The sequence below is a fragment of the Cellulomonas sp. ICMP 17802 genome (assembly GCF_041295535.1).
GTDB lineage: Bacteria > Actinomycetota > Actinomycetes > Actinomycetales > Cellulomonadaceae > Cellulomonas.
The window spans coordinates 1-22,541 of sequence record NZ_JBGFQZ010000035.1 but is presented as its reverse complement, the minus strand read 5'-3'; the positions used below and the strand labels follow the sequence as shown (position 1 = coordinate 22,541).

The 22,541-nt window shown below is 73.6% G+C and carries 19 protein-coding genes; 5 read left to right on the top strand and 14 right to left on the bottom strand.

Annotation, left to right across the window (positions count from 1 at the left end):
- Positions 1-33: 33 nt before the first annotated feature.
- On the bottom strand, positions 34-1,404 hold the full coding sequence (locus AB5970_RS17330; protein ID WP_370505191.1) for a replication-associated recombination protein A: 1,371 nt from the start codon (positions 1,402-1,404) through the stop codon (positions 34-36).
- A 93-nt stretch (positions 1,405-1,497) separates the two neighbouring features.
- Between AB5970_RS17330 and AB5970_RS17325 the strand changes: the two genes are divergently transcribed.
- Positions 1,498-3,741, top strand: a complete 2,244-nt coding sequence (locus AB5970_RS17325) for an MMPL family transporter (RefSeq protein ID WP_370505190.1) — start codon at positions 1,498-1,500, stop codon at positions 3,739-3,741.
- 81 nt (positions 3,742-3,822) lie between these two features.
- Positions 3,823-4,194: a hypothetical protein gene (locus tag AB5970_RS17320; protein WP_370505189.1), complete on the top strand. Its 372-nt coding sequence runs from the start codon at positions 3,823-3,825 to the stop codon at positions 4,192-4,194.
- Position 4,195: 1 nt separating this feature from the next.
- Here the strand turns inward: AB5970_RS17320 and AB5970_RS17315 are convergent, their stop codons facing one another.
- From AB5970_RS17315 to AB5970_RS17290, 6 genes are read right to left on the bottom strand one after another with little or no spacing between them, the layout of a single operon-like run.
- Positions 4,196-4,957 carry a GNAT family N-acetyltransferase gene (locus tag AB5970_RS17315; RefSeq protein WP_370505188.1) on the bottom strand — a complete coding sequence of 254 codons (762 nt, stop codon included), beginning with the start codon at positions 4,955-4,957 and terminating at the stop codon, positions 4,196-4,198.
- Positions 4,957-6,726: an aspartate--tRNA ligase gene (gene aspS, locus AB5970_RS17310; protein WP_370505187.1), complete on the bottom strand. Its 1,770-nt coding sequence runs from the start codon at positions 6,724-6,726 to the stop codon at positions 4,957-4,959. Before aspS ends, AB5970_RS17315 begins: the two co-directional genes overlap by 1 nt.
- 53 nt (positions 6,727-6,779) lie before the next feature.
- Positions 6,780-7,421, bottom strand: coding sequence for a hypothetical protein (locus AB5970_RS17305; protein ID WP_370505186.1), 642 nt, complete (start codon positions 7,419-7,421; stop codon positions 6,780-6,782).
- 39 nt (positions 7,422-7,460) lie between these two features.
- Positions 7,461-8,522 carry an Rv2578c family radical SAM protein gene (locus AB5970_RS17300; protein ID WP_370505185.1) on the bottom strand — a complete coding sequence of 354 codons (1,062 nt, stop codon included), beginning with the start codon at positions 8,520-8,522 and terminating at the stop codon, positions 7,461-7,463.
- A gap of 31 nt (positions 8,523-8,553) precedes the next feature.
- A complete protein-coding gene (gene hisS, locus AB5970_RS17295) occupies positions 8,554-9,906 on the bottom strand; it encodes a histidine--tRNA ligase (protein ID WP_370505184.1) in 1,353 nt (450 codons plus the stop codon).
- A gap of 30 nt (positions 9,907-9,936) precedes the next feature.
- Positions 9,937-10,638, bottom strand: a complete 702-nt coding sequence (locus AB5970_RS17290) for an MBL fold metallo-hydrolase (RefSeq protein ID WP_370505183.1) — start codon at positions 10,636-10,638, stop codon at positions 9,937-9,939.
- Between the two features lie 159 nt (positions 10,639-10,797).
- Between AB5970_RS17290 and AB5970_RS17285 the strand changes: the two genes are divergently transcribed.
- The 3 genes from AB5970_RS17285 (at position 10,798) to AB5970_RS17275 (ending at position 14,175) form a co-directional block, all read left to right on the top strand.
- Positions 10,798-11,583, top strand: coding sequence for a peptidylprolyl isomerase (locus AB5970_RS17285; protein WP_370505182.1), 786 nt, complete (start codon positions 10,798-10,800; stop codon positions 11,581-11,583).
- A complete protein-coding gene (locus AB5970_RS17280) occupies positions 11,580-13,505 on the top strand; it encodes a DUF349 domain-containing protein (RefSeq protein WP_370505181.1) in 1,926 nt (641 codons plus the stop codon). The genes AB5970_RS17285 and AB5970_RS17280 overlap by 4 nt, the downstream gene beginning before the upstream one ends.
- Before the next feature lie 109 nt (positions 13,506-13,614).
- The gene (locus tag AB5970_RS17275) at positions 13,615-14,175 is read left to right on the top strand and encodes a hypothetical protein (protein ID WP_370505180.1); all 561 of its coding nucleotides are present in this window, start codon (positions 13,615-13,617) and stop codon (positions 14,173-14,175) included.
- Between the two features lie 3 nt (positions 14,176-14,178).
- Here the strand turns inward: AB5970_RS17275 and AB5970_RS17270 are convergent, their stop codons facing one another.
- From AB5970_RS17270 to ruvA, 7 genes are all read right to left on the bottom strand, one after another.
- Positions 14,179-16,503, bottom strand: a complete 2,325-nt coding sequence (locus AB5970_RS17270) for a RelA/SpoT family protein (protein ID WP_370505179.1) — start codon at positions 16,501-16,503, stop codon at positions 14,179-14,181.
- Positions 16,504-16,583: 80 nt separating this feature from the next.
- Positions 16,584-17,162 (bottom strand): adenine phosphoribosyltransferase, encoded by a 579-nt coding sequence (locus tag AB5970_RS17265; protein ID WP_370505178.1) that lies wholly within the window; start codon positions 17,160-17,162, stop codon positions 16,584-16,586.
- Positions 17,159-18,253 carry a protein translocase subunit SecF gene (gene secF, locus AB5970_RS17260; RefSeq protein ID WP_370505177.1) on the bottom strand — a complete coding sequence of 365 codons (1,095 nt, stop codon included), beginning with the start codon at positions 18,251-18,253 and terminating at the stop codon, positions 17,159-17,161. The genes AB5970_RS17265 and secF overlap by 4 nt, the downstream gene beginning before the upstream one ends.
- The gene (gene secD, locus AB5970_RS17255; RefSeq protein WP_370505199.1) at positions 18,253-20,109 is read right to left on the bottom strand and encodes a protein translocase subunit SecD; all 1,857 of its coding nucleotides are present in this window, start codon (positions 20,107-20,109) and stop codon (positions 18,253-18,255) included. Before secD ends, secF begins: the two co-directional genes overlap by 1 nt.
- Before the next feature lie 126 nt (positions 20,110-20,235).
- A complete protein-coding gene (gene yajC, locus AB5970_RS17250) occupies positions 20,236-20,661 on the bottom strand; it encodes a preprotein translocase subunit YajC (RefSeq protein WP_370505176.1) in 426 nt (141 codons plus the stop codon).
- A gap of 103 nt (positions 20,662-20,764) precedes the next feature.
- Positions 20,765-21,823, bottom strand: coding sequence for a Holliday junction branch migration DNA helicase RuvB (gene ruvB / locus AB5970_RS17245; protein WP_370505175.1), 1,059 nt, complete (start codon positions 21,821-21,823; stop codon positions 20,765-20,767).
- A complete protein-coding gene (ruvA, locus tag AB5970_RS17240; RefSeq protein ID WP_370505174.1) occupies positions 21,816-22,427 on the bottom strand; it encodes a Holliday junction branch migration protein RuvA in 612 nt (203 codons plus the stop codon). Before ruvA ends, ruvB begins: the two co-directional genes overlap by 8 nt.
- Between the last annotated feature and the right edge of the window lie 114 nt (positions 22,428-22,541).

Genomic DNA, 22,541 nt, shown 5'->3' with positions numbered 1-22,541 from the left:
ACACTCTACCCCGCGACGGCCCTGATCCCCGAATCACGCCTGGTCGTCGAGGATCGCGCGGATCCGGTCGAGGCGTTCGGTGACCTGCCGCTCGTAGCCGCGGTCGCTGGGCTCGTAGTAGCGGGTGCCCTGCAGCTCGTCGGGCAGGTACTGCTGGGCGGCGACCGCGTGCGGCTGGTCGTGCGCGTACATGTACGACGTCCCGTGGCCCAGCTGCTTGGCGCCCGGGTAGTGCGCGTCGCGCAGGTGCGCCGGCACCGAGCCGATGCGGCCCGCGCGGACGTCGGCCAGCGCGCGGTCGATGCCGAGGTAGGCCGCGTTCGACTTGGGCGCCGTCGCCAGGTGCACGACGGCCTCCGCCAGGATGATCCGCGCCTCGGGCATGCCGATCAGGGCGACCGCCTGCGCGGCCGCGACGGCCGTCTGCAGCGCGCTCGGGTCCGCCATGCCGACGTCCTCGGCGGCGGAGATGACGATCCGCCGGGCGATGAACCGCGGGTCCTCCCCCGCCGCGATCATCCGCGCGAGGTAGTGCAGCGACGCGTCGACGTCGGAGCCGCGCACCGACTTGATGAACGCGCTGATCACGTCGTAGTGCTGGTCGCCGTCGCGGTCGTAGCGCACGGCGGCCACGTCGATCGCGCGCTCCATCGTCGCCAGGTCGACCAGCACGGGCGGCACGGCGTCGTCCTCGGAGAGCGCGGAGCCGGCGGCCGCCTCGAGGATGGTCAGCGCCTTGCGCGCGTCCCCGCCCGCCAGCCGCAGCAGGTGCTCCTCGGCGTCCTCCGCCAGCGTGATGGAGCCGCCCAGTCCGCGTTCGTCCTCGACTGCGCGGCGGACCAGGCGCCGCACGTCCTCGGTGTCCAGGGGCTGCAGGGTGAGCAGCAGCGAGCGGGACAGCAGCGGCGAGTTGACCGAGAACGACGGGTTCTCGGTGGTGGCCGCCACGAGCGTGACCCAGCGGTTCTCCACGCTCGGCAGCAGTGCGTCCTGCTGGGCCTTGGTGAACCTGTGCACCTCGTCGATGAACAGCACGGTCTCGGTGCCGTCCGTGGCGAGCCGGCGCCGCGCGTCCTCGATGACCGCCCGGACGTCCTTGACGCCGGCGGTGACGGCGGACAGCTCGACGAACCGGCGGCCCGACGTCGCGGCGATGAGGTACGCGAGCGTGGTCTTGCCCGTGCCCGGCGGCCCCCACAGGACGACCGACGTGGGCGCCGCCCGGCGCGCGGCCTCGTTCGCGGGCTCCACCAGGCGGCGCAGCGGCGAGCCGCCCACCAGCAGGTGCTCCTGCCCCGCGACCTCGCCCAGCTCGCGCGGCCGCATGCGGACGGCCAGCGGCGCCCCGGCCCCGACCGCAGGCAGCCCGGTGGCCGTCGACGTCACCGCATCGAACAGGTCCATGCGGGCAGGGTACGCACGCCCGCCGACGTCCGAGCGCCGCGGGCGCGCCGATCGGGTGGCCCCGTGTGCGCGACGCCCGTTCCACCTGCGACGATGACCCGCGTGTTCGCCCGAGTCGGTCGTGCCGTCGCCCACCATCCACGCCTCACCGTCGTCGCGTGGCTGGTCCTCGCCGTGCTCGGGTACGGGTTGGCCGTCCTCGGGGTGCACGGGGAGAACCTCTTCGACCGGCTGAGCACGGGTGCTCCGTCGGTGCCCGGGTCCGAGAGCGCCGAGGGCCGTCAGATCCTCGAGGACTCCGACGAGAGCGGCCCCTCGCTCACCCTGGTCCTGCAGGGCGTGGATCCCGCGGACCCGGACGTCGGCACGGCGATGACCACCGTCCGCACCGAGCTCGCGGCGATCGACGGCGTCACGTCCGTGATCGACCCGCTCGGGCTGCCGGACGGCGCCGCCAACCCCGCCGCCGCCCCGCTGGTCGCCCGCGGCGGTGACGGCTTCCTCGTGGTGGTCGAGGTCGCGCCCGACCTGTCGGCCGACGACCAGCAGGCCGCGCTCGACGAGGTCGCGGCGCGCCTGCAGGCGGTGCCCGCCGACCTCGAGGACGCCGCGCCCGGCGCGACCGGCATCGTCGGTGGCACCACGCTCATCGTCCGCGCGATCACCGACCAGGTGGAGACGGACCTGCGCACGGGCGAGACGATCGCGCTGCCCGTCGCCCTGCTCATCATGGTGCTGGTGTTCGGCGGCTTCCTCGCCGCCGCGATGCCCATGGCCGGTGCGGTCGCGTCGATCGCCGGGGGGCTCGCGGCCCTGCTGGCGTTCTCGTACGTGCTCGACCTCGACTCGTCCGTCGTCAACATCGTCACCGTGCTCGGGCTCGGGCTCTCGATCGACTGGGGCCTGCTCATGGTGTCGCGGTTCCGCGAGGAGCTGCACCGCCTCGTCGACGACGACGGCGGCCGCGGCAGCCGTCGGCGCCGGGGTGACGGCGCGGTGCTCGCGGCGATCGAGCGCACCATGGCCACCGCGGGCCGGACCGTGACGTTCTCGGCCCTCATCGTCGCGATCTCCATCGCCGGCCTGTTGGTCTTCCAGCCCCCGATCCTGCGCGCGTTCGGGGCCGCCGGCGTCGCGGTGATCCTGGTCGCGGTGGCCACCGCGCTGACCCTGGTGCCCGCCCTCCTGGTGCTCGCGGGCCGGCGCCTCATCCGGCCGAGCATCCTGGCGCGGGTGCCCGGGCTGCGCGGGATCCTCGCAAGGACCGCCGACGTGCAGACCGAGGAGGGCGCGTTCTCGCGACTGACCGGCCGCGTGCAGCGCCACCCGTGGTTCGTGCTCACCGGGTGCCTCGTCGTGCTCGGCATCCTCGCGCTGCCGCTCGCGCACCTCGAGCTGCGCAACTCGACCACCGAGCTCCTGCCGGCCGGCAGCACCCAGCGGGAGTTCGTCGACACCCTGGCCCGCGACTACCCGGCCGCCTCCACGCCGGCCATCACGGTGGTCACCCAGACCTCGCTCGACAAGGCGACCGCCTGGGCCGCGACCCTCGAGGACCTCGACGGCGTGGCCTCGGTGGACCCGCCGTCCCCGGTCGGGTCGTACGTGGTGATCGGGGTCCGCCCCGACACGGACGACCCCGGCGACGCCGTGTCCCGCAGCGTCGTGCAGGAGGTCCGTGACCTCGACGCCCCGTTCCCCACGTGGGTCACCGGCCAGGCCGCCTCGCAGATCGACTTCACCGCCGCCGTGGTCGAGCGCGCGCCGTGGGCCGTGGGCATCGTCGCCGCCGCCACGCTGGTGCTGCTCTTCCTCATGACCGGCTCCGTCGTGGTCCCGGTCAAGGCGCTGCTCACCAACGCGCTGTCCCTGGCCGCGTCGCTCGGCGTGCTCGTCTGGGTGTTCCAGGACGGCCACCTCTCGGGGCTGCTGAACTTCACGCCGACGGGCGGCATCGAGACCTACGTCGTCGCGCTCGTGATCGCCTTCGCGTTCGGGCTGGCCATGGACTACGAGGTCTTCCTGCTGTCCCGGATCAAGGAGCTGGTGGACGCCGGGCTGCCCAACGACGAGGCCGTCCGCCTCGGCGTGCAGCGCTCCGGGCGGATCATCACCTCGGCAGCGCTGATCGTCATCGTCGTCTTCGCGGGCTTCGTGGCCGGCGAGCTGCTCGTGATCAAGGAGGTCGGCTTCTCGCTGGCCGTCGCCGTGCTGGTCGACGCCACCCTGGTCCGGCTGCTGCTGGTGCCGGCCACGATGACGCTGCTGGGCCGGGCCAACTGGTGGGCACCGCCCTTCCTGCGCCGGTTCTATGCCCGCCTGGCGATCACCCACTGAACGGGTGAACGGCGGGCCGCGCCCGGCCCGTGCTTGCTAGCGTCCGCGTCACGCGACCAGCCGCCTGAGGAGCCACCGCCCGTGACCTGGCAGGACCTGCTCGGAGTCCGGTGGCGCTGGCGCCCCCGGAAGGCGGTCCGGGTCGTCGTGGCGACCGCGGTCACCGTCGCGGTCGTCGCTCCCCTGCTGCTGGCGCTCGTGCTGCTCTGCCTCGGGATCGGCGTGCTGTGGACGGGCGTCCTCGTCGCGACGGCGCTGCTGTTCCTGTGGATCGCCGAGAAGTGGTGGGTCGTCGTCGACCCGGAGAACCTGCTGCTCTGGCTCAAGCTCCTGCCCGGCATCTGGTCGTGGGCGCACGAGGACGCGCTGCCCGCCCACGGTGCCGACGCCGGGCCGGAGACCCGCAGCAACCCGTCGATCTCGCAGGAGCACTGGTCCGCGCGGCCGTGGTGACTCAGCCCGGCGGCCGCTCCGCGCCGGCCGGCGAGAACGACGTCAGCTCCGCCTCCGTGCGGTAGCCCAGGCGGTGGTAGATCCGGCGGGCGCCGGCGTTCTGCGCGTACATGCCGAGCGACACCCACGACGCCCCGCCGGCCAGCCCTTCTCGCGTGACCGCCGCCGTGAGCGCCGTGCCCATGCCGGTGCCACGCATGCCCGGCAGCACGCCCAGCCCGTGCACGTGCCACGAGCGGGCGTCCCCCGGCCCTCCGCGCTCGGCGGCGCCGACCACGCCGACCAGGGAGCCGTCGACCTCGACGCCCCACCAGCCGATCTCCTCCGGGCCGGTGGGGTCCGCCGAGGTCCCCGGGTTCGCGGCGCCCAGGCACGCCCGGATGGCGTCCGCCTCGGCCACGGGGTCGAGCCGGCGCACGCTGCGCTCCCCCGGGACGTCGGCCGGCGGCGCGACCGACGTCGAGAGCCAGTCCCACGTGGAGAACGGCACCAGCGCCAGGCGGTCGAGCACCTCGGGTGCCGGCGCGCTCCCGCGCGGCACGCTCATCCAGCGGGCGGCACCCCGGTCGAGCCCGGCGACCAGGCGGTCGACCACGCGCGGGTCGCCGCGACCGAACAGGTTCGGCCGGTCGGCACCGCCGAGCACCAGCAGGACGCCGTCGTCGTCCCCCAGGACCTCGACGGCGTCCCACCGCGCGCGGTCGGTGAGCAGCATCCGGTCCTCCCGCCAGCGCGGCGGGAGGAGCTCGAGCACGTCCGCCATCAGGCCGTCGGAGCGACCTTCGGCTTGGCGTCGACCCCGGCCTCGCGGCGCTGCTCGGGCGTGATCGGCGCCGGAGCGGCCGTCAGCGGGTCGAAGCCGCCGCCCGACTTGGGGAACGCGATGACGTCGCGGATCGACTCCGAGCCCGTCAGCAGAGCCAGGATGCGGTCCCAGCCGAAGGCGATCCCGCCGTGCGGCGGCGCGCCGAACTGGAAGGCGTCGAGCAGGAAGCCGAACTTCTCCTGGGCCTCGGCCGGGCCGATGCCCATGATGTCGAACACCCGCTCCTGCACGTCGCGGCGGTGGATACGGATCGAGCCGCCGCCGATCTCGTTGCCGTTGCAGACGATGTCGTACGCGTAGGCCAGCGCCGCGCCCGGGTCCTGCTCGAAGGTGTCGAGCCACTCGGGCGTCGGCGACGTGAAGGCGTGGTGCACCGCGGTCCAGGCGCCGCCTCCGACCGCCACGTCGTCGTCCTCGCCCGTGGGCTTGAACAGCGGGGCGTCGACGACCCAGACGAACTTCCACTCGTTCTCGTCGATGAGCCCGCCGCGGCGGCCGATCTCGAGCCGGGCTGCGCCCAGCAGCGCGCGGGCCTCGTTGGTCGACCCGGCCGCGAAGAAGACGGCGTCGCCGGGGTTGGCCCCGACCGCGGCCACCAGGCCGGCCCGCTCCGCCTCGGAGATGTTCTTGGCCACCGGCCCGCCCAGCTCGCCGTCCTCGCCCACGGTCACGTAGGCGAGGCCCTTGGCGCCGCGCTGCTTGGCCCACTCCTGCCAGGCGTCGAACCCGCGGCGGGGCGTCGACCCCCCACCGGGCTGGACGACCGCGCCGACGTACGGCGCCTGGAACACGCGGAACGGCGTGTCGGCGAAGAACGACGTCAGCTCGACCAGCTCCAGGCCGAAGCGCAGGTCGGGCTTGTCGTTGCCGTACCGGGCCATGGACTCCGCGAACGTGATGCGCGGGATCGGCGTCGGGATGGTGACGCCGATGAGCTCCCAGAGCGCCACGAGGACCTGCTCGCCGAGCGCGATGACGTCGTCCTGCTCGACGAAGCTCATCTCGACGTCGAGCTGCGTGAACTCCGGCTGGCGGTCCGCGCGGAAGTCCTCGTCCCGGTAGCAGCGCGCGATCTGGTAGTACCGCTCGAGGCCGCCGACCATGAGCAGCTGCTTGAACAGCTGGGGCGACTGCGGGAGCGCGTACCAGGAGCCCGGGGCCAGGCGTGCCGGCACCAGGAAGTCGCGCGCACCCTCGGGCGTCGAGCGCGTCAGGGTCGGGGTCTCCACCTCGACGAAGTCCTGCGCGTCGAGCACGCGGCGGGCGGCCTGGTTCGCCTTCGCGCGCAGGCGCATCGCCCGGGCCGGCGCGGGCCGGCGCAGGTCGAGGTACCGGTACTTGAGGCGCGCCTCCTCGCCGATCGTCTCGTCGAGCGACGACGACACCTGGAACGGGAGCGCCGCGGCCTCGTTGAGCACGACGACGTCCGTGGCCACCAGCTCGATCTCGCCGGTGGCGAGGTTCGGGTTCTCGTTGCCCGCGGGACGGCGGCCGACCTCGCCGGTCACCTGCAGCACGTACTCCGCGCGCAGGCCGTGCGCGACGGTCTCGTCGCGGATGACCACCTGGGCGATGCCCGACGCGTCGCGCAGGTCCACGAACGCCACCCCACCGTGATCGCGACGCCGGTCCACCCAGCCCGTGAGGGTGACGGTGGTGCCGATGTGCTCGGCTCGCAGCGAGCCGGCCGTGTGGGTGCGGAGCACGGAAGGTCCTTCGGGGTCGGGGGTGGGAGCGCCCGTCGGACGCCCGCACGATCTTAGTGCCCGCGGGCTGAGCGGCCTGCCGACATTTCGACGGTCGTGCGCACCCGGGTCACGCTCGGCGCGGCCGGGACCGACGAGAACCCGAACCGCACGGGCGGCACGACCGGCGCCACCGGCCCCAGGTCCTGCGACCCCCACAGCGCGCGCACCGCGGTGATCTCGTGCTGGTCGGTCGCCGAGTACCACTCGCGACGACCCCGGCCCGCCGTGCCGCGGGTGCGGACGCCGTCGAGCAGGACGCGCGCGGCCGGGTCGACCGCGGTGGCGACGAGCGGGTGCGGCGGGAGGAGCGCGAGCAGGTGGCCGATGCCGGTCCGCGCGCCGATGGTGAGGTCCGCCGTGAGGGGGCCGGCACGCAGCCGCCAGCGACGTCGTGCCGCATCGGGTCGGAGCCCGACCGGCACGACGTGGACCGCGTCGAAGACGTAGGTGGCCGCGACCAGGTCGGCGACGTCGTCACGCGGCGCCAGGAGCAGTCGCGTGCCGTCGGCTCGTTCGACCATCACGTCGGCGAAGGCACCGAGCGGCGAGGCGAGCCACCGTCCCACGACCACCCACGTGCCCTCCGCCGTGCCGAACCCCGCGATGTGCCCGTCGAACACCAGCCGGGTCGCTCCGTCGTCGGATGTCGTCACGCCGACACGCTAGGCGCGCCCGGCCCGGACCGCCCGCGGTCAGAACAGGACCGGCTGGGCCGCCGCCACCGTCGGCTCGTGCACGGGGAGCCCGCCCTCGGCGATGCTGCCTGTCGGGTAGGAGCCCTCGCCCGGCATCCGGTGCCCGCCTCGCCGTCCGGCGAAGCCGTGGCGGACCAGCAGGGGCCGGACGCGCTCGTCGAGCCACGTCGCGTACTCGCGCGGGGCGTACGCACCCTTCCCGTAGAGCTCCCGGTACCTGGGCACCAGCGCGGGCGCGTGCTCGGCCAGCCAGGCGAGGAACAGGGGCTTGACCGGGCCGCGCAGGTGCAGCGGGAGCACCGTGACCCCCGTGGCGCCGGCGTCCGCGAGCTCGCGCAGCAGCGCATCGAGCTGCCCACGGCCGTCCGTGAGCCACGGCAGGACCGGTGCCACCATCACGCCGCACGGCAGACCGGCGTCGCGGATCGCCCGGATGAGGTCCAGGCGCGCCCGGGGCGTCGGCGTCCCGGGCTCCATCGCCTGCTGCAGCGCCTCGTCGCCGATGGCCAGCGACACCCCGATGCCGACCGGCACGGCCCGCGACGCCTCGGCCAGCAGGGGCAGGTCGCGACGCAGCAGGGTGCCCTTGGTGAGGATCGACAGCGGCGTGCCGCTGCTCGCCAGCGCCTCGATGATCCCGGGCATGAAGCGGTACCGGCCCTCCACCCGCTGGTACGGGTCCGTGTTCGTGCCCAGCGCCACGTGCTCGCGCGCCCAGCTCGGTCGGGCGAGCTCGGCGCGCAGCACGTCGACGACGTTGGTCTTGACGACGATCTGCGTCTCGAAGTCCCGCCCCGCGTCCATGTCGAGGTACTCGTGCGTCGACCGCGCGTAGCAGTATCCACATGCATGGAGGCAGCCCCTCGTCGGGTTCACCGTCCAGCGGAACGGCATCCGCGACGCCTCGGGCACCTTGTTCAGCGCGCTCTTGCACGTCACCTCGTGGAACGTGACCCCCGCGAACTCCGGCGTGCGCACGCTGCGCTGGAGCCCGGCCAGGGCGAGGCCCGGCAGGACCGCGGCATCGTCGGTCCCCAGCTTCTGCCCGTCCCATCGCATGACCTCATGCGAACATGTGTTCGAACGACTGTCAAGCAGGCACGACCCGGGGCCAGAGATCGTCCTGCGACGGCGCCCAGGTGCTCACGTCCGCGTCCACCTGCTCGCCCGAACGGATGTCCTTGACCTGGTCGGGCACGCCCGGCTCGTCGGCGGGGAACCAGACGAACGGGATCCCCCGGCGGTCCGCGTGCCGGATCTGCTTGCCGAACTTCGCGGCCGACGGCGCCACCTCGACCGGGATGCCGCGGCCGCGCAGGGTCGCCGCGACGGCGTCCGACCGGTCCCGCGCGTCCTCGTTCGACACCGCGACGAGCACGGCGCTCGGCACGGAGCGCGTCGCCCGCACCAGGCCGCTGCTCAGCAGGCGCGACACCAGCCGGGAGACGCCGATCGAGAGGCCGACGCCCGGGTAGGTGTTCGCGCCGTCGGAGGCCAGGGTGTCGTAGCGGCCCCCCGAGCAGATCGAGCCCAGCTGCTCGTGGCCGACGAGCACGGTCTCGTAGACCGACCCCGTGTAGTAGTCGAGCCCGCGCGCGATCCTCAGGTCGGCGACGACCACCCCCGGCGCACGCACGGCGGCCGCGCGGATGAGGGCGCCCAGCTCGGCCAGACCCTCCTCGAGGAGCTCGTTCGACTCGCCGGAGAGGGCGCGGACGCGGTCGATCACGGTCTCGTCCGACCCGCTGATCGACGCGAGCTCCAGGCACGCACGCGCCTGGGCCTCGTCGGCACCCGCCTCCGCCACCAGCAGCGCGGCCACGGCGTCGGGCCCGATCTTGTCCAGCTTGTCGATGCTGCGGAGCACCGCCTCGACGTCCGTGAGCCCGATGCCCCGGTAGAACCCCTCGGCGACCTTGCGGTTGTTCACCAGGATGCGGACCGGGGGCACGCCGATCTCCCGCAGCGCGCCCAGCGCCTCGGCCATGACGAGCGGCAGCTCGACCTCGTAGTGGTACGGCAGCGCGCCCGCGCCCACCACGTCGATGTCGGCCTGCACGAACTCGCGGAAGCGCCCGTCCTGGGGTCGCTCACCCCGCCAGACCTTCTGGATCTGGTAGCGGCGGAACGGGAACGCGAGGTGGCCGGCGTTCTCCAGCACGTAGCGCGCGAACGGCACGGTCAGGTCGAAGTGCAGGCCGAGGGTCCCGGCGCGGTCCGGCTCGGCCCCGGCCTCCTCCTGGAGGCGGCGCAGCACGTAGACCTCCTTGGAGGTCTCCCCCTTGCGCAGCAGCTGGTCGAGCGGCTCGACCGCGCGCGTCTCGATCCCGGCGAACCCGTGCAGCTCGAACGTGCGGCGAAGGACGTCGAGGACGTGCTGCTCGACGAGTCGCCCGTCGGGCAGCCACTCGGGGAATCCGGACAGAGGGGTGGGTCGCGCCATGGGGCCCGATCCTTCCAGACTCGCGCGGCCCTACAGACCCGCGAGGTACGGGTTGCGCGCCAGCTCGGTGGCGACGTCGCTGGTGGGGCCGTGCCCGGGGACGACGACGGTGGACGGCGGCAGGGTCGCGACGACCTCGCGCAGGGTCCGGGCCATCGTGGCGCCGTCGCCGCCGGGCAGGTCCGTGCGCCCGATCGTCCCGGCGAACAGCACGTCGCCGGTGAAGGCGAGCTCGTCGACGAGGTACAGGGAGCCCTCGGTGTGCCCCGGGGCGTGCCGCGCGACGACCCGCAGCGCGCCGAGGTCCAGGACGGCGTCGGCGGAGCGCGCGCCGTCGGCGGTCCCGAAGGTGTCGACGCGCGGTGGTGCGACGTAGGCGTGCGGGTCGATGCCGACCGCCGCGAGTGCCTGCGCCAGCGGTCCTGACGGGTCGTGCGTGGGCTCGCCCAGCCCGAGCGTCCCGAAGGGGTCGCCCAGGCGGTACGCGTCGGCGGCGTGCAGGACGACCGGGACGCCGAGTGCGACCGACAGCGGCCCCGCGTCCCAGGTGTGGTCGACGTGCCCGTGCGTGGCCAGCACCGCCGCCGGCCGCAGTCCGCGCTCCGCGACGAGAGCGAGCACCTCGTCCGTGACCCCCGCGCCGGCATCGATCACGACGCACGTCCCGTCGTCGCCGACGAGGACGCTGCAGCGCGCACCGAAGACCGCCGACTCGATCGTGACCACCTGCATGCCACGCACCGTAGCGGCACGGTGCGTGCGACGGTGAGGCCACCCCGCGGCGCTGCTGGTCGCCGGGAGCGCAGCCTTGCCTAGACTGTCCCGGGTTCCCCCTATGCAGTGCGGCGGGCGGACCACCTGCCGCATCGCACGACGACGCGAGGAGTGTGCGTGGCCAGCAAGCGCGAGCGCGAGTACGAGCGCCGCCGGTACGAGAAGTGGCAGCAGCGACAGGCAGCGGCACGCGCCAAGCGGCGCCGCTACCAGGTCATCGCGGGCTGCGTCGTCGGCGCCCTCGTCCTGACGATCGGCGTCATCGGCGCGTTCGCGCTGACGAAGGACACGCCCGCCGCCACGCCGAGCGCCTCGCCGACCGCCACCGCCACGACTCCCCCGGCGAACGCCGCGCAGGTGCCCGACCCGTCGCTGGCCGAGAACCGCACGTGGACGGGCGACATCGCGCTCACCCAGGGCGACCTCGGCATCGAGCTGGACGGTGCCGCCGCGCCCCAGGCCGTCGCCAACTTCGTGACGCTCGCCAAGAGCGGCTTCTTCGACTCGACCAAGTGCCACCGCCTCACGGGCGAGCAGCAGGGTCTGTACGTCCTGCAGTGCGGCGACCCGACGGCCCTCGGCACGGCCGACCCGACCACCGGCGGCTCCGGCGGTCCCGGCTACACGTGGGGACCGATCGAGAACGCGCCGGCCGACGGCGTCTACCCGGCCGGGACGATCGCCATGGCGCGGACCCAGAACGACGGCAGCTCCATGGGCAGCCAGTTCTTCCTGGTCTACAAGGACTCACCTATTCCCGCAGACACTGCGGGTGGCTACACCGTGTTCGGCCACATCACGTCCGGGATGGACGTGCTGCAGGCCATCGCCGACGCGGGCACCGTCGAAGGGACCCAGGTCCCGGTGTCCGACGTCATCATCGAGGGAGTGAACATCCAGTGACTCAGACCCCGACGTCCGGATCCGTACCCGACGACTTCGTGCCGGCCCCCGAGGCCGAGCAGCCCGAGACGGCTGCCGCGCACGAGGACGTGGAGGGCACGGCGCCCGACGATGTCACGCCGGACGCTCCCGAGCCGACCGCCGAGGCCGCGGACGCGGTCGACACGCCGGTCGCCGCCGACGCGGACGCCACGGCGACCGTCGCCGACGACGCTGCCGCAGACCAGGACGCCGCACCGGCCGAGACCGCCCCGGCTGAGGCCGCTGCGTCCGACGCCGCCTCGGAGGTCGCCGAGCAGGACGCGCCGGCGGAGCCCGCCGTCGCCGAGGTCGAGACCACGGCCGACGACGAGTCCGCGGCGGATGCCCCCGTCGCCGACGCGCCGGCCGACGACGAGCCCGCCGTGGAGGCCCCCCTCGCGGACGCCTCGGCCGACGACACTCCCGTCGCGGAGGAACCCGTCGCCGATGCACCGGCCGACGACGCTCCCACCGCGGAGGTCGCAGCCGCCGACGAGCCCGCCGCCGCGCCGATCCCGAGCCCCGCGGCGATCCGACCGGTCCCCCGCCCCCGGCCGGTCCCGCACCCGCCGGCCCACCCGACGCCCGCGGCGGTCGCCGCGGCGCCGAGCGCACCGGTCGCGCCCCCGCAGGACGCCGCCGAGGCCGCCCACGCGGCCACCTTCGGCAGCGTCGACGACGAGGGCAACGTCTCCGTCCGGGAGGCCGCCGGCGAGCGCGTCGTGGGTCAGTACCCGGGCGCGACGCAGGAGGAGGCGCTGGCGCTCTACGTGCGGCGCTTCCTCGACCTGCAGGCCAAGGTCACGCTCTTCGAGGCCCGCCTGAGCGCCACCGACCTGTCCATCAAGGAGATCGACCAGACGCTGGCGCGGCTCACCGACGAGGTCGCCGAGCCGGCCGCCGTGGGCGACCTCGACGGCCTGCGCACGCGCCTCGAGGCCCTCCAGGCCACGGCGGCGGAGCGTCGCGCGGCCGCCGAGGTCGAGCGCGCCGCCGCCCGCGAGGCCGCGGTGCTCGCCCGCACCGAGATCGTCGAGCAGGCCGAGAAGATCGCGGCCACGGACCCGTCGCGCATCCAGTGGCGGCCCGCCGGCGAGCAGCTGCGCACGCTGCTGGACCAGTGGAAGGAGGCGCAGCGCTCCGGGCCGCGCCTGGACCGGCCGACGGAGGAGTCGCTCTGGAAGCGGTTCAGCCACGCCCGCACGACGTTCGACCGCGAACGCCGGCACTTCTTCGCGGAGCTCGAGACCCGCAACGCGTCGGCCAAGCAGGTCAAGGAGCAGCTGGTCGCCGAGGCCGAGAAACTGCAGTCGAGCACCGACTGGGGAGCCACGGCCGGGGTGTTCCGCGACCTCATGGCGCAGTGGAAGGCCGCGGGGCGCGCCAGCCGCGCCGACGACGACGCGCTGTGGGCCCGGTTCCGCGCCGCCCAGGACGCGTTCTTCGCCGCCCGGGACGCCCAGTCGGCCGCGACCGACGAGGAGTTCCGCGCGAACCTCGAGGTCAAGGAGGCGCTGCTGACCGAGGCGGAGGCCCTGGTGCCGGTGACCGACCTGGCCGCGGCCAAGGCGGCGCTGCACAAGATCCAGGACCGCTGGGAGGCCGCGGGCAAGGTGCCCCGCGGCGACGTCCAGCGGATCGAGGGTCGTCTGCGCGCCGTGGAGACCGCGGTGCGGGACACCGACCAGGCCCAGTGGCGCCGCACCAACCCCGAGACGCGGGCGCGGGCCGAAGGGGCCGCCGCGCAGCTGGAGCAGGCCATCGCCGGGCTCGAGGCGGACCTCGACCGCGCCAAGGCCGCCGGCGACACCCGCCGGATCGCCGACGCCCAGGCGGCGCTCGACGCCCGGCGCGCCTGGCTCGAGCAGGTGCAGCGCGCCGCGCAGGACGCTCGCGGCTGACCTCACCGGTCGCCCGTGCAGGCCCTCGCCCTCCGGGGCGGGGGCCTGTCGCGTCCACAGATCGGTCCGGCCGCGTCGCGGCCGTCCGGCCGCCCGGCATGCTGGCCGGGTGAGCACCCGCCTCGACGCCTACCGCCCGCGGGAGCTCGTCCTGCCGCGGACGGTGCAGCGTGCCGAGATCGGCGCTGCCGCCTGGTTCGGCCTGCTGCGCGACGGCGTGGTGCGCGTCGTCTGGGGCGACGTGGCCATCGCGGCCGACCTCGTCGACACCCCGGAGCTCCGGGCGCACGCCCTGGCGCCCCTGGTGCCGGCGCGCGGTGTCCTGGGCCGACGGACGGCGGCCTGGGTCCACACCGGCTGCTTCCCGCCCGACCGGGTCGAGGTCCTCGTCCGCACCGGTGGCCGTCGGACGGACCCGCACCCGGCGCGGATCGCCGCCGAGGCGACGCTCGCGGGCCACGACGTCGTGCGCGTCGGCGGGCTGCGCGCCACCTCGGTCCGGCGGACGGGCCTGGACGTCGCCCGGATCCTGCCCCGGGACGAGGCCTTGCCCGTCCTGCGGGCGCTGCAGCGGGTCGGCTTCCGGCCCCACGAGGCGCTCGACCAGCTGGCGACGCTCGCGGGCCAGCGCGGGATCCTGCGTGCACGAGCCACCCTGCGGAGCCTGTGAGGATCAGGCGCGGATGACCGGCTCCTCGGCGGCCTTGGCCCCCGTGATGCGGTAGACGTCGAACACGCCCTCGACCTTGCGCACGGCCGCGAGCACCGACGCCAGGTGGCTCGGCTCGGCCATCTCGAACACGAACCGGGACAGCGCGACCCGGTCCCGGGACGTGGAGACCGACGCCGACAGGATGTTCACGTGCGAGTCGGACAGCACCCGCGTGACGTCGGACAGCAGGCGGCTGCGGTCCAGCGCCTCGACCTGGATCTGGACCAGGAACAGCGAGGTGCTGTTGTGGCTCCAGGCGACGTCGACCATGCGCTCGGGCTCGGTGCGCAGGCTCGCGACGTTGATGCAGTCGCTGCGGTGCACGCTCACGCCCGCACCGCGGGTCACGAAGCCGACGATGTCGTCGCCCGGCACCGGGGTGCAGCACTTGGCCAGCTTGACCCAGATGTCGTCGACGCCCTTGACGACGACGCCCGGGTCGCCCGTGCGCACCCGGCGCTGGGTCTGCCCCGGCCGCGCGACCTCGGCGAGGTCCTCCTCGGCCGCGGGCTCCCCGCCCATCGACTGCACGAGCCGCTGCACGACGGTCGCCGCCGACACCTGGCCCTCGCCGATCGCCGCGTACAGCGCCGAGACGTCGGCGTACCGCATCTCGTTGGCCAGCGCGACCAGCGACTCGTGCGAGAGCAGGCGCTGGATCGGCAGGTTCTGCTTGCGCATCGCCTTGGCGATCGCGTCCTTGCCGTGCTCGATCGCCTCCTCGCGGCGCTCCTTGGAGAACCACTGGCGGATCTTGTTGCGGGCGCGGGGGCTCTTGACGAAGCCGAGCCAGTCGCGGGACGGGCCGGCGGTCTCGGACTTCGACGTGAAGACGTCGACCACATCGCCGTTCTCGAGCGACGAGTCCAGCGGCACCAGCCGGCCGTTGACGCGGGCGCCCATCGTGCGGTGGCCGACCTCCGTGTGCACGGCGTAGGCGAAGTCGACGGGGGTCGACCCCGAGGGCAGGCCGATGACGTCGCCCTTCGGCGTGAACACGTAGACCTCGGACCCGGCGATCTCGAACCGCAGGGAGTCGAGGAACTCGCTGGGGTCGGCCGTCTCCTTCTGCCAGTCCACCAGCTGACGGAGCCACTGCATGTCGTTGCCGGCGGTGTCCGGGTCGGCCGAGCTGCCGTTCTTCGCGCTCTCCTTGTACTTCCAGTGCGCGGCGACGCCGTACTCGGCCCGGCGGTGCATGTCGTGCGTGCGGATCTGGATCTCCACGGGCTTGCCGCCCGGGCCGATCACCGTCGTGTGCAGCGACTGGTACAGGTTGAACTTGGGCATCGCGATGTAGTCCTTGAACCGGCCCGGCACCGGGTTCCACCGCGCGTGCAGCGCGCCGAGCGCCGCGTAGCAGTCCCGCACCGAGTCGACCAGGACGCGCACCCCGACGAGGTCGTAGATGTCCGCGAAGTCGCGGCCGCGCACGATCATCTTCTGGTAGATCGAGTAGTAGTGCTTCGGCCGGCCGGTGACGGTGGCCTTGATCTTGGCCTTGCCCAGGTCCGCGCCGACCTGCTCGCGCACGGTCGCCAGGTACTCCTCGCGGGCCGGTGCGCGCTCGGCCACCAGGTGCACGATCTCGTCGTAGACCTTGGGGTAGAGCGTCGCGAACGAGAGGTCCTCGAGCTCCCACTTGATGGTGTTCATGCCGAGCCGGTGCGCCAGCGGCGCGTAAATCTCGAGCGTCTCGCGGGCCTTCTTCTCGGCCGACGCCGCGGCGACGAACTTCCACGTCCGGGCGTTGTGCAGCCGGTCGGCCAGCTTGATCACCAGCACGCGGATGTCGCGCGACATGGCGACGACCATCTTGCGCACGGTCTCCGCCTGCGCTGCGTCGCCGTAGACCACCTTGTCCAGCTTGGTGACGCCGTCGACCAGCATCGCGATCTCGGGCCCGAACTCGCGCCGCAGCTGGTCGAGCGAGTAGTCCGTGTCCTCGACCGTGTCGTGCAGCAGGGCCGCGGCGAGCGTCGAGGGCGTCATGCCCAGCTCGGCCAGGATCGTCGCGACGGCCACCGGGTGCGTGATGTACGGGTCGCCGCTCTTGCGCAGCTGGCCCCGGTGCGCCTTCTCGGCGACGACGTACGCCTGCTCGACCACCGCGAGGTCGGCCTTGGGGTGGTTGGTGCGCGCAGCCTGGAGCACCGGCTCGATCGCCGGGAACGCGGCACCGCTGCGCGCGCCGAACCGGCCGAGGCGCGAGCGCATGCGGCTCGACGGGGAGTCGCTCTGCGTGGCCGGGACCCCGGTCTCGGGCGTGCGGACGTCCTCGCTCATCACACCCCCTCCCACGGTCGAGGCGACAGTCTACGACCGCGCGGGGGGTGGGACGGTCACGGCGGTCGCGACCACCCTGGTCAGGGCACCGCGACCAGGACGTCGATCGCGTGGCCGACCAGCTGGTCGCGGCCACGCAGGGCCTCGAGCTCGACGAGGAACGAGAGGCCGACGACCTCGGCCCCGCAGCGCTGGAGCAGCGCGACGGTCGCGGCGGCGGTCCCGCCCGTGGCCAGGACGTCGTCGATCACCAGCACGCGCGCACCCTCGGGCACGGTGGCCGAGTGGATCTCGATCGTCGCGGTGCCGTACTCGAGCTCGTAGGACTCGGCGGCGGTCGGGCCCGGCAGCTTGCCGGCCTTGCGCACGGGGAGCATGCCGGCGCCCAGCGCGACCGCGACGGGCGCCGCGAGCAGGAACCCGCGGGCCTCCATCCCGGCGACGAGGTCGACCGGACCCTCCACGCGGCCCGCGATCTCGGCGATCACGTCGGCGAACGCCGCCGCGTCGGCGAGCAGCGGGGTGATGTCGCGGAAGAGGACCCCGGGCTGCGGGTAGTCCGGGACCAGTCGCACCAGCTCGTCGACCCGCCGGAGCACGTGCGCACGCGCCGCGGGGACCCCCGAAGGAGCCCCCGCGGCGCCGTCCGGGAACGTCATCGCTTGCGCTTCGGCTGCGCCGCGACACCCTGGTGCGAGCCGGGCTTGAGCGCTCCGGCCGCGACGTGCACCGGCCCGACCAGCTCGGGCTCGCCCTCGCCGCCGGCCACCCGCGCCGCGCGCGCCTGCAGGATCTTGGCCGTGTGCGCCCGCAGCGCCGGCTCCCGCTCGCGCAGCGTCACCTCGAACGGCGTGGCGAGGAAGATCGACGAGAACGTGCCGATCAGCATGCCGACGAACAGCGCGAGCGCGATGTCGCGCAGCGTGCCCGGCCCCAGGATGAACGCGCCGACGAACAGGATCGCGCTCACGGGGAGCAGGGCGACCACGGACGTGTTGATCGAGCGCACGAGCGTCTGGTTGACCGCGAGGTTGGCCTTCTCGGCGTACGTGTACCGCGACTGGTCGAGCGTGTCCGCGGTGTTCTCGCGCACCTTGTCGAACACGACGACCGTGTCGTAGATCGAGTAGCCGAGGATGGTCAGGAAGCCGATCACCGTGGCCGGCGTGACCTCCCAGCCGACCGCCGCGTAGACGCCCACCGTGATGATGAGGTCGTGGAACAGCGCGAGCAGCGCCGCGACCGCCATCCGCCAGTTGCGGAAGTAGATCGTCATCACGATCGTCACGAAGACGAGGAACACCAGGATGCCGGTGATGGCCTTCTTGGAGATGTCCGCGCCCCAGGACGGCCCGATGAACGAGCTGGTGACGTTCGTGGCCTCGGGCACGTCGAACGCCGTGGCCAGCGCGCCCTTGACCTGCTCGACCTGGTCGTTGGTCAGCGTCGACGTCTGGACGCGGAGTGCGTCGCCGCCGACGGTCGTGATCTTCGGCTGCTCGTCCGGCGCGACCTTGAGCACGGTGTCGGCGGCGAGCTGCTGGTCCTGGTCGGCGACGCCCGAGACGACGAACTCGGAGCCGCCACGGAACTCGATGCCGGGGTTGAGGCCGGGCTTGATCAGGAAGATCGCCGAGAGGATCACGAGGATCGACGAGATGGTGAACCAGATCTTCCGGCGCCCGACGATGTCGTACGACCGCCGGCCGGTGTAGAGGTCGTTGCCCCACTGGGCGAATCCGGCGGCCATCAGTGCTCGTTCCCCTCGGTGCGCCCGGACTCGGGCTCGGACTCGGTGGTGGGCGCGTCGACCGGAGCGTCGGTGGCAGCTGCCGCCTTCTGCTCCGCCGCCCGCGCTGCGGCACGGCGCTCGGCGATCGTCTGCCCGCCCGTGCCCCCGCCCACGGAGACCGGCACGCGAGGTGCGGCCCCGGCGTCGACCGGCGCGTCCTCGACGGTCGCGTCCTGGACACCCGACGGCCGCGGGCCCGTGACCACGCGGCCGCGGCCGACGTAGCGCGAGCCCTCGACGCCGAGGCGCCGCGGGTCGAGGCCGGAGAACCGGTGCCCCTCGCCGAAGAACTTCGTGCGCGCCAGGAGCTGCATCACCGGGTGCGTGAACATGAAGACGACGAGGACGTCGATCAGCGTGGTCAGGCCGAGGGTGAACGCGAAGCCGCGGACCCCGCCGACGGCGAGCAGGTAGAGCACGATCGCCGCGAGGAAGTTCACCGCGTCCGAGGCCAGGATCGTGCGGCGCGCGCGCTCCCAGCCGCGGTCCACGGCGGCGACGAGCGTGCGACCCTCGCGCAGCTCGTCACGGATGCGCTCGAAGTAGACGATGAACGAGTCGGCGGTGATACCGATCGCGACGATCAGACCCGCGACACCGGGCAGGGAGAGCCGGTAGCCCTGGGTCCAGGAGAGCAGCGTGATGACGCCGTACGTGACCGTCGCGGCGATGAGCAGCGAGGCGACGGTGACGAACCCGAGAGCCCGGTACTGCAGCATCGAGTAGAGGACGACCAGCGCCAGCCCGATGAGGCCGGCGATCAGGCCCTTCTCCAGCTGCTCGGACCCGAGGGTCGCGGAGATCTGCTCCTCGCTCTGCACCGTGAACGTCAGCGGCAGCGAGCCGAAGTTGAGCTGGCTGGCCAGGCTCGCGGCGCTCGTGCGCGTGAACGTGCCGGAGATCTCCGCCTTGCCGTTCGAGATGATCACGCCGGGAGCCAGGCTCGGCGCCGAAATGACCAGGCCGTCCAGCACCATGGCGAACTGGTTCTGCGGGGAGGTCTGCGCCTGCAGGCGGGTGGTCACGTCGGTGAACTGCGTGGTGCCCTTGCCGTCGAACGCGATGTTGACGACCCACTCGTTGCCCTGGCCGCCGCTGGGCAGCTGGTTCAGGCCCGAGCTGGCGGACGAGATCCGCGCGCCCTCGATCTCGATCGGACCAAGGATGTACTTCGCGCTGCCGTCCTGGCTGCACGTGACGAAGGCCTTGTCCGGGTCACCGTTCACGCCACCCTTGAGGTTGGCGGGGTCGGTGCAGTCGAGGGCGTCGAAGTCCGCCTGGACCTTCGGCGTGATGTAGTACGCGGCGTCGCTGGGGCTGTCGGGCGCGGCCTTGGTGGGCTGGTCCGACGGGGCCTCGGCCGACGCGCTCGCCGTCGGCGTGGGCGCCGGGGTCGACGTGTCCGTCCCCGCCGCCGAGGCGGTCGGGGTCGGCGTCGGGGAGGTGTCCGTCGGCGTCGGGTTGCCGATGGCCAGCACGGGGCGGAACGCCATCTGCGCCGACGTCCGCACCAGCTTGAGGGTCTCCTCGCTGGGGTGCCCCGGCAGGGCGACGACGATGTTGCCGCCGCTCTGGCTGGTGATCTCGGCCTCCGCCACGCCCGACGAGTCGACGCGCTGACGGATGACGTCGATCGCCTGCGTGATGGTCGCGGAGTCGGGCTTCTTGCCCGTCTCCGTGATCACCGGCTGCAGGATGATCTGCGTGCCGCCCTCGAGGTCGAGCGCGAGGTTCGGCGTCCACGACGCCGTCGACCACTTGACGCCCGCGGCGATGGCGCCGAAGAGCGCGAGGATGATGACGCCGAGCACGATGAGCGTGCGGACGGGCCTCTGACGGCGTGTGGGAGGAGCCAACGGAGTTTCTCTCTCGTGCGCGCACCGGCCGCGGAGGCGGTCGGTGGGGTCAAGGTCCGGGCGTCGTCACCCGGACCGAACGGTCTACTTGGTGTCCGGCTCCCCGTCCTTGCGGGCGGGCGGCAGCGAGGACAGGTCGTCCGGGACGTCGATCACGTCGTCGTTCGCGCGGCCCGTGCGGTCGGCGTCGGCCACCGCGTCGTGCACCTCGTCGTCGTCGATCTCGCTGTCGTCGACGTCGGTGGAGTCCTCGACCGTCGGCTCGATCTTCTTGGCGATCGCGGCGCGGATCCACCGGGTGTGGGTGCCGGGCGCCGACTCCAGCGTGATCACGTCGTCCTCGACGTCCACCACGGTGCCCAGCAGACCCGACGCCGTCATGACCTCGTCACCGGCGACCAGGTTGTTGCGGAACTCCGAGGCAGCCCGCTGCTGCTTGCGCGTGCGGTTCGACATGAGCCAGAGGGCTCCGAGTGCGACGGCAAGGATGACGAGGAAGGAAGGATCCACGGCTGACAGGCTCCGATCGAGTGGGGTGTCCGCCGCAGTCTAGGCGCAGCGGCTCGCCGCTCCAACGCACGAACCCCGCGAGGGGTTCCGTCGTGGGACGGGTTCAGCCGAACAGTGTGCCCGATCCGTGGGGCATCTCGAGACCGAGGTGCGCCCACGCGGCCGGCAGAGCGACGCGGCCCCGTGCCGTCCGGCCGATGAGGCCCTCCCGCACCAGGAACGGCTCGGCGACGGTCTCGACCGTCTCCGCCTCCTCCGCGACGGCGACCGCCAGCGTGGTGAGCCCCACGGGGCCGCCGCCGAACCGGGTGCACAGCGCGGTCAGCACCGCGCGGTCGAGCCGGTCCAGCCCCAGCTGGTCGACCTCGTAGACCTCCAGCGCCGCGCGGGCGGCCTCGAGGCCGAGCGTGCCGTCGCCGCGCACCTCGGCCCAGTCCCGCACGCGCCTGAGCAGGCGGTTCGCGATGCGGGGCGTCCCGCGGGAGCGCGCCGCGATCTCGGCCGCCGCGGCGTGCTCGAGCGGCACCCCCAGCAGCCCGGCGGAGCGCACGAGGACCCGCTCGAGCTCCTCCGCCGAGTAGAAGTCGAGGTGCGCCGTGAAGCCGAACCGGTCGCGCAGCGGTGCCGGGAGCAGGCCGGCGCGCGTGGTGGCCCCCACCACGGTGAAGGGCGGCAGCGTCAGCGGGATGGCGCTGGCGCCCGCCCCCTTGCCGACGATGACGTCGACCCGGAAGTCCTCCATCGCCATGTAGAGCAGCTCCTCGGCGGGCCGCGCGAGCCGGTGGATCTCGTCGAGGAAGAGGACCTCGCCCTCCTCGAGCGAGGACAGGACGGCGGCCAGGTCGCCCGCATGCTGGATGGCCGGTCCACTGGTGACGCGCAGCGGGGCGCCCATCTCGGCGGCGATGATCATCGCGAGGGTCGTCTTGCCGAGCCCCGGGGGGCCCGACAGCAGCACGTGGTCCGGTGCCCGGCCACGGCCGCGGGCGGCGTCGAGCACCAGCGAGAGCTGGTCACGCACGACCCGCTGCCCGACGAACTCGTCCAGCCGGCGCGGGCGCAGGGCGGCCTCGGCCGCACGCTCGAGGTCGTCGGCGCCGGGCTGGACGAGCGACTCGGGCGCGAACCGCTCGGTCACCAGCTCGTCGTACTCGTCAGCCACGGGGGCCGCCCAGCGTCCGCAGCGCGGCCCGCAGCACGCCGGCCACCTCGTCGGCCGCCACGGGCCCCTCGGAGCCCTCGAGCACCGTGTCGACCGCGTCCCCGGCCGCCCGGGCGTTCCAGCCGAGGCCCACCAGCGCCTCGACCACCTGGTCGCGCCGGTCGCCCCCGAACACCGCGGCGGCCGGCGCGGCCTGGTTCACGGGGACGCCGATCCGGTCCTTGAGCTCGAGCACGATGCGCTGCGCGCCCTTGAGCCCGATGCCCGGCACGCGCTGCAGCGCCTTGAGGTCCTCGTCGACCACGGCGCGGCGCAGCCCGTCGGGCGTGTGCACGGCGAGCATCGCCAGCGCGAGCCGCGGACCGACCCCGCTGACGGTCTGCACGATCTCGAACACCTCGCGCTCGTCGGCGTCCGCGAACCCGAACAGGGTCAACGCGTCCTCCCGGACCAGCAGCGACGTGGCCAGCCGCGCGGTCGAGCCGACCCGCAGCCCCGCGAGCGTCGCCGGCGTGGCGTGCACGAGCAGGCCCACTCCCCCGACCTCGACCACCGCGGCGTCGAGCCGCACCGCCTGCACCGTCCCGTGGACCGACGCGATCACCGGTCACCTCCATCAGTCGATCCGAGTCTGCTGACGGACACTCTGGCACACGCAGGCGAACAGGTGTACGAAGACACGCGGTCAGCCGCGGCGCCGCGCCGCCTGCTCGGCGGT

What these genes read in the sequence shown, in the direction of transcription:
- AB5970_RS17330 (WP_370505191.1), bottom strand. Translation starts at nt 1,404, where the DNA reads ATGGACCTGTTCGATGCGGTGACGTCGACGGCCACCGGGCTGCCTGCG.
- AB5970_RS17325 (WP_370505190.1), top strand. Translation starts at nt 1,498, where the DNA reads ATGACCCGCGTGTTCGCCCGAGTCGGTCGTGCCGTCGCCCACCATCCA.
- AB5970_RS17315 (WP_370505188.1), bottom strand. Translation starts at nt 4,957, where the DNA reads ATGGCGGACGTGCTCGAGCTCCTCCCGCCGCGCTGGCGGGAGGACCGG.
- AB5970_RS17300 (WP_370505185.1), bottom strand. Translation starts at nt 8,522, where the DNA reads ATGCGATGGGACGGGCAGAAGCTGGGGACCGACGATGCCGCGGTCCTG.
- hisS (WP_370505184.1), bottom strand. Translation starts at nt 9,906, where the DNA reads ATGGCGCGACCCACCCCTCTGTCCGGATTCCCCGAGTGGCTGCCCGAC.
- AB5970_RS17290 (WP_370505183.1), bottom strand. Translation starts at nt 10,638, where the DNA reads ATGCAGGTGGTCACGATCGAGTCGGCGGTCTTCGGTGCGCGCTGCAGC.
- AB5970_RS17270 (WP_370505179.1), bottom strand. Translation starts at nt 16,503, where the DNA reads ATGAGCGAGGACGTCCGCACGCCCGAGACCGGGGTCCCGGCCACGCAG.
- AB5970_RS17265 (WP_370505178.1), bottom strand. Translation starts at nt 17,162, where the DNA reads ATGACGTTCCCGGACGGCGCCGCGGGGGCTCCTTCGGGGGTCCCCGCG.
- secF (WP_370505177.1), bottom strand. Translation starts at nt 18,253, where the DNA reads ATGGCCGCCGGATTCGCCCAGTGGGGCAACGACCTCTACACCGGCCGG.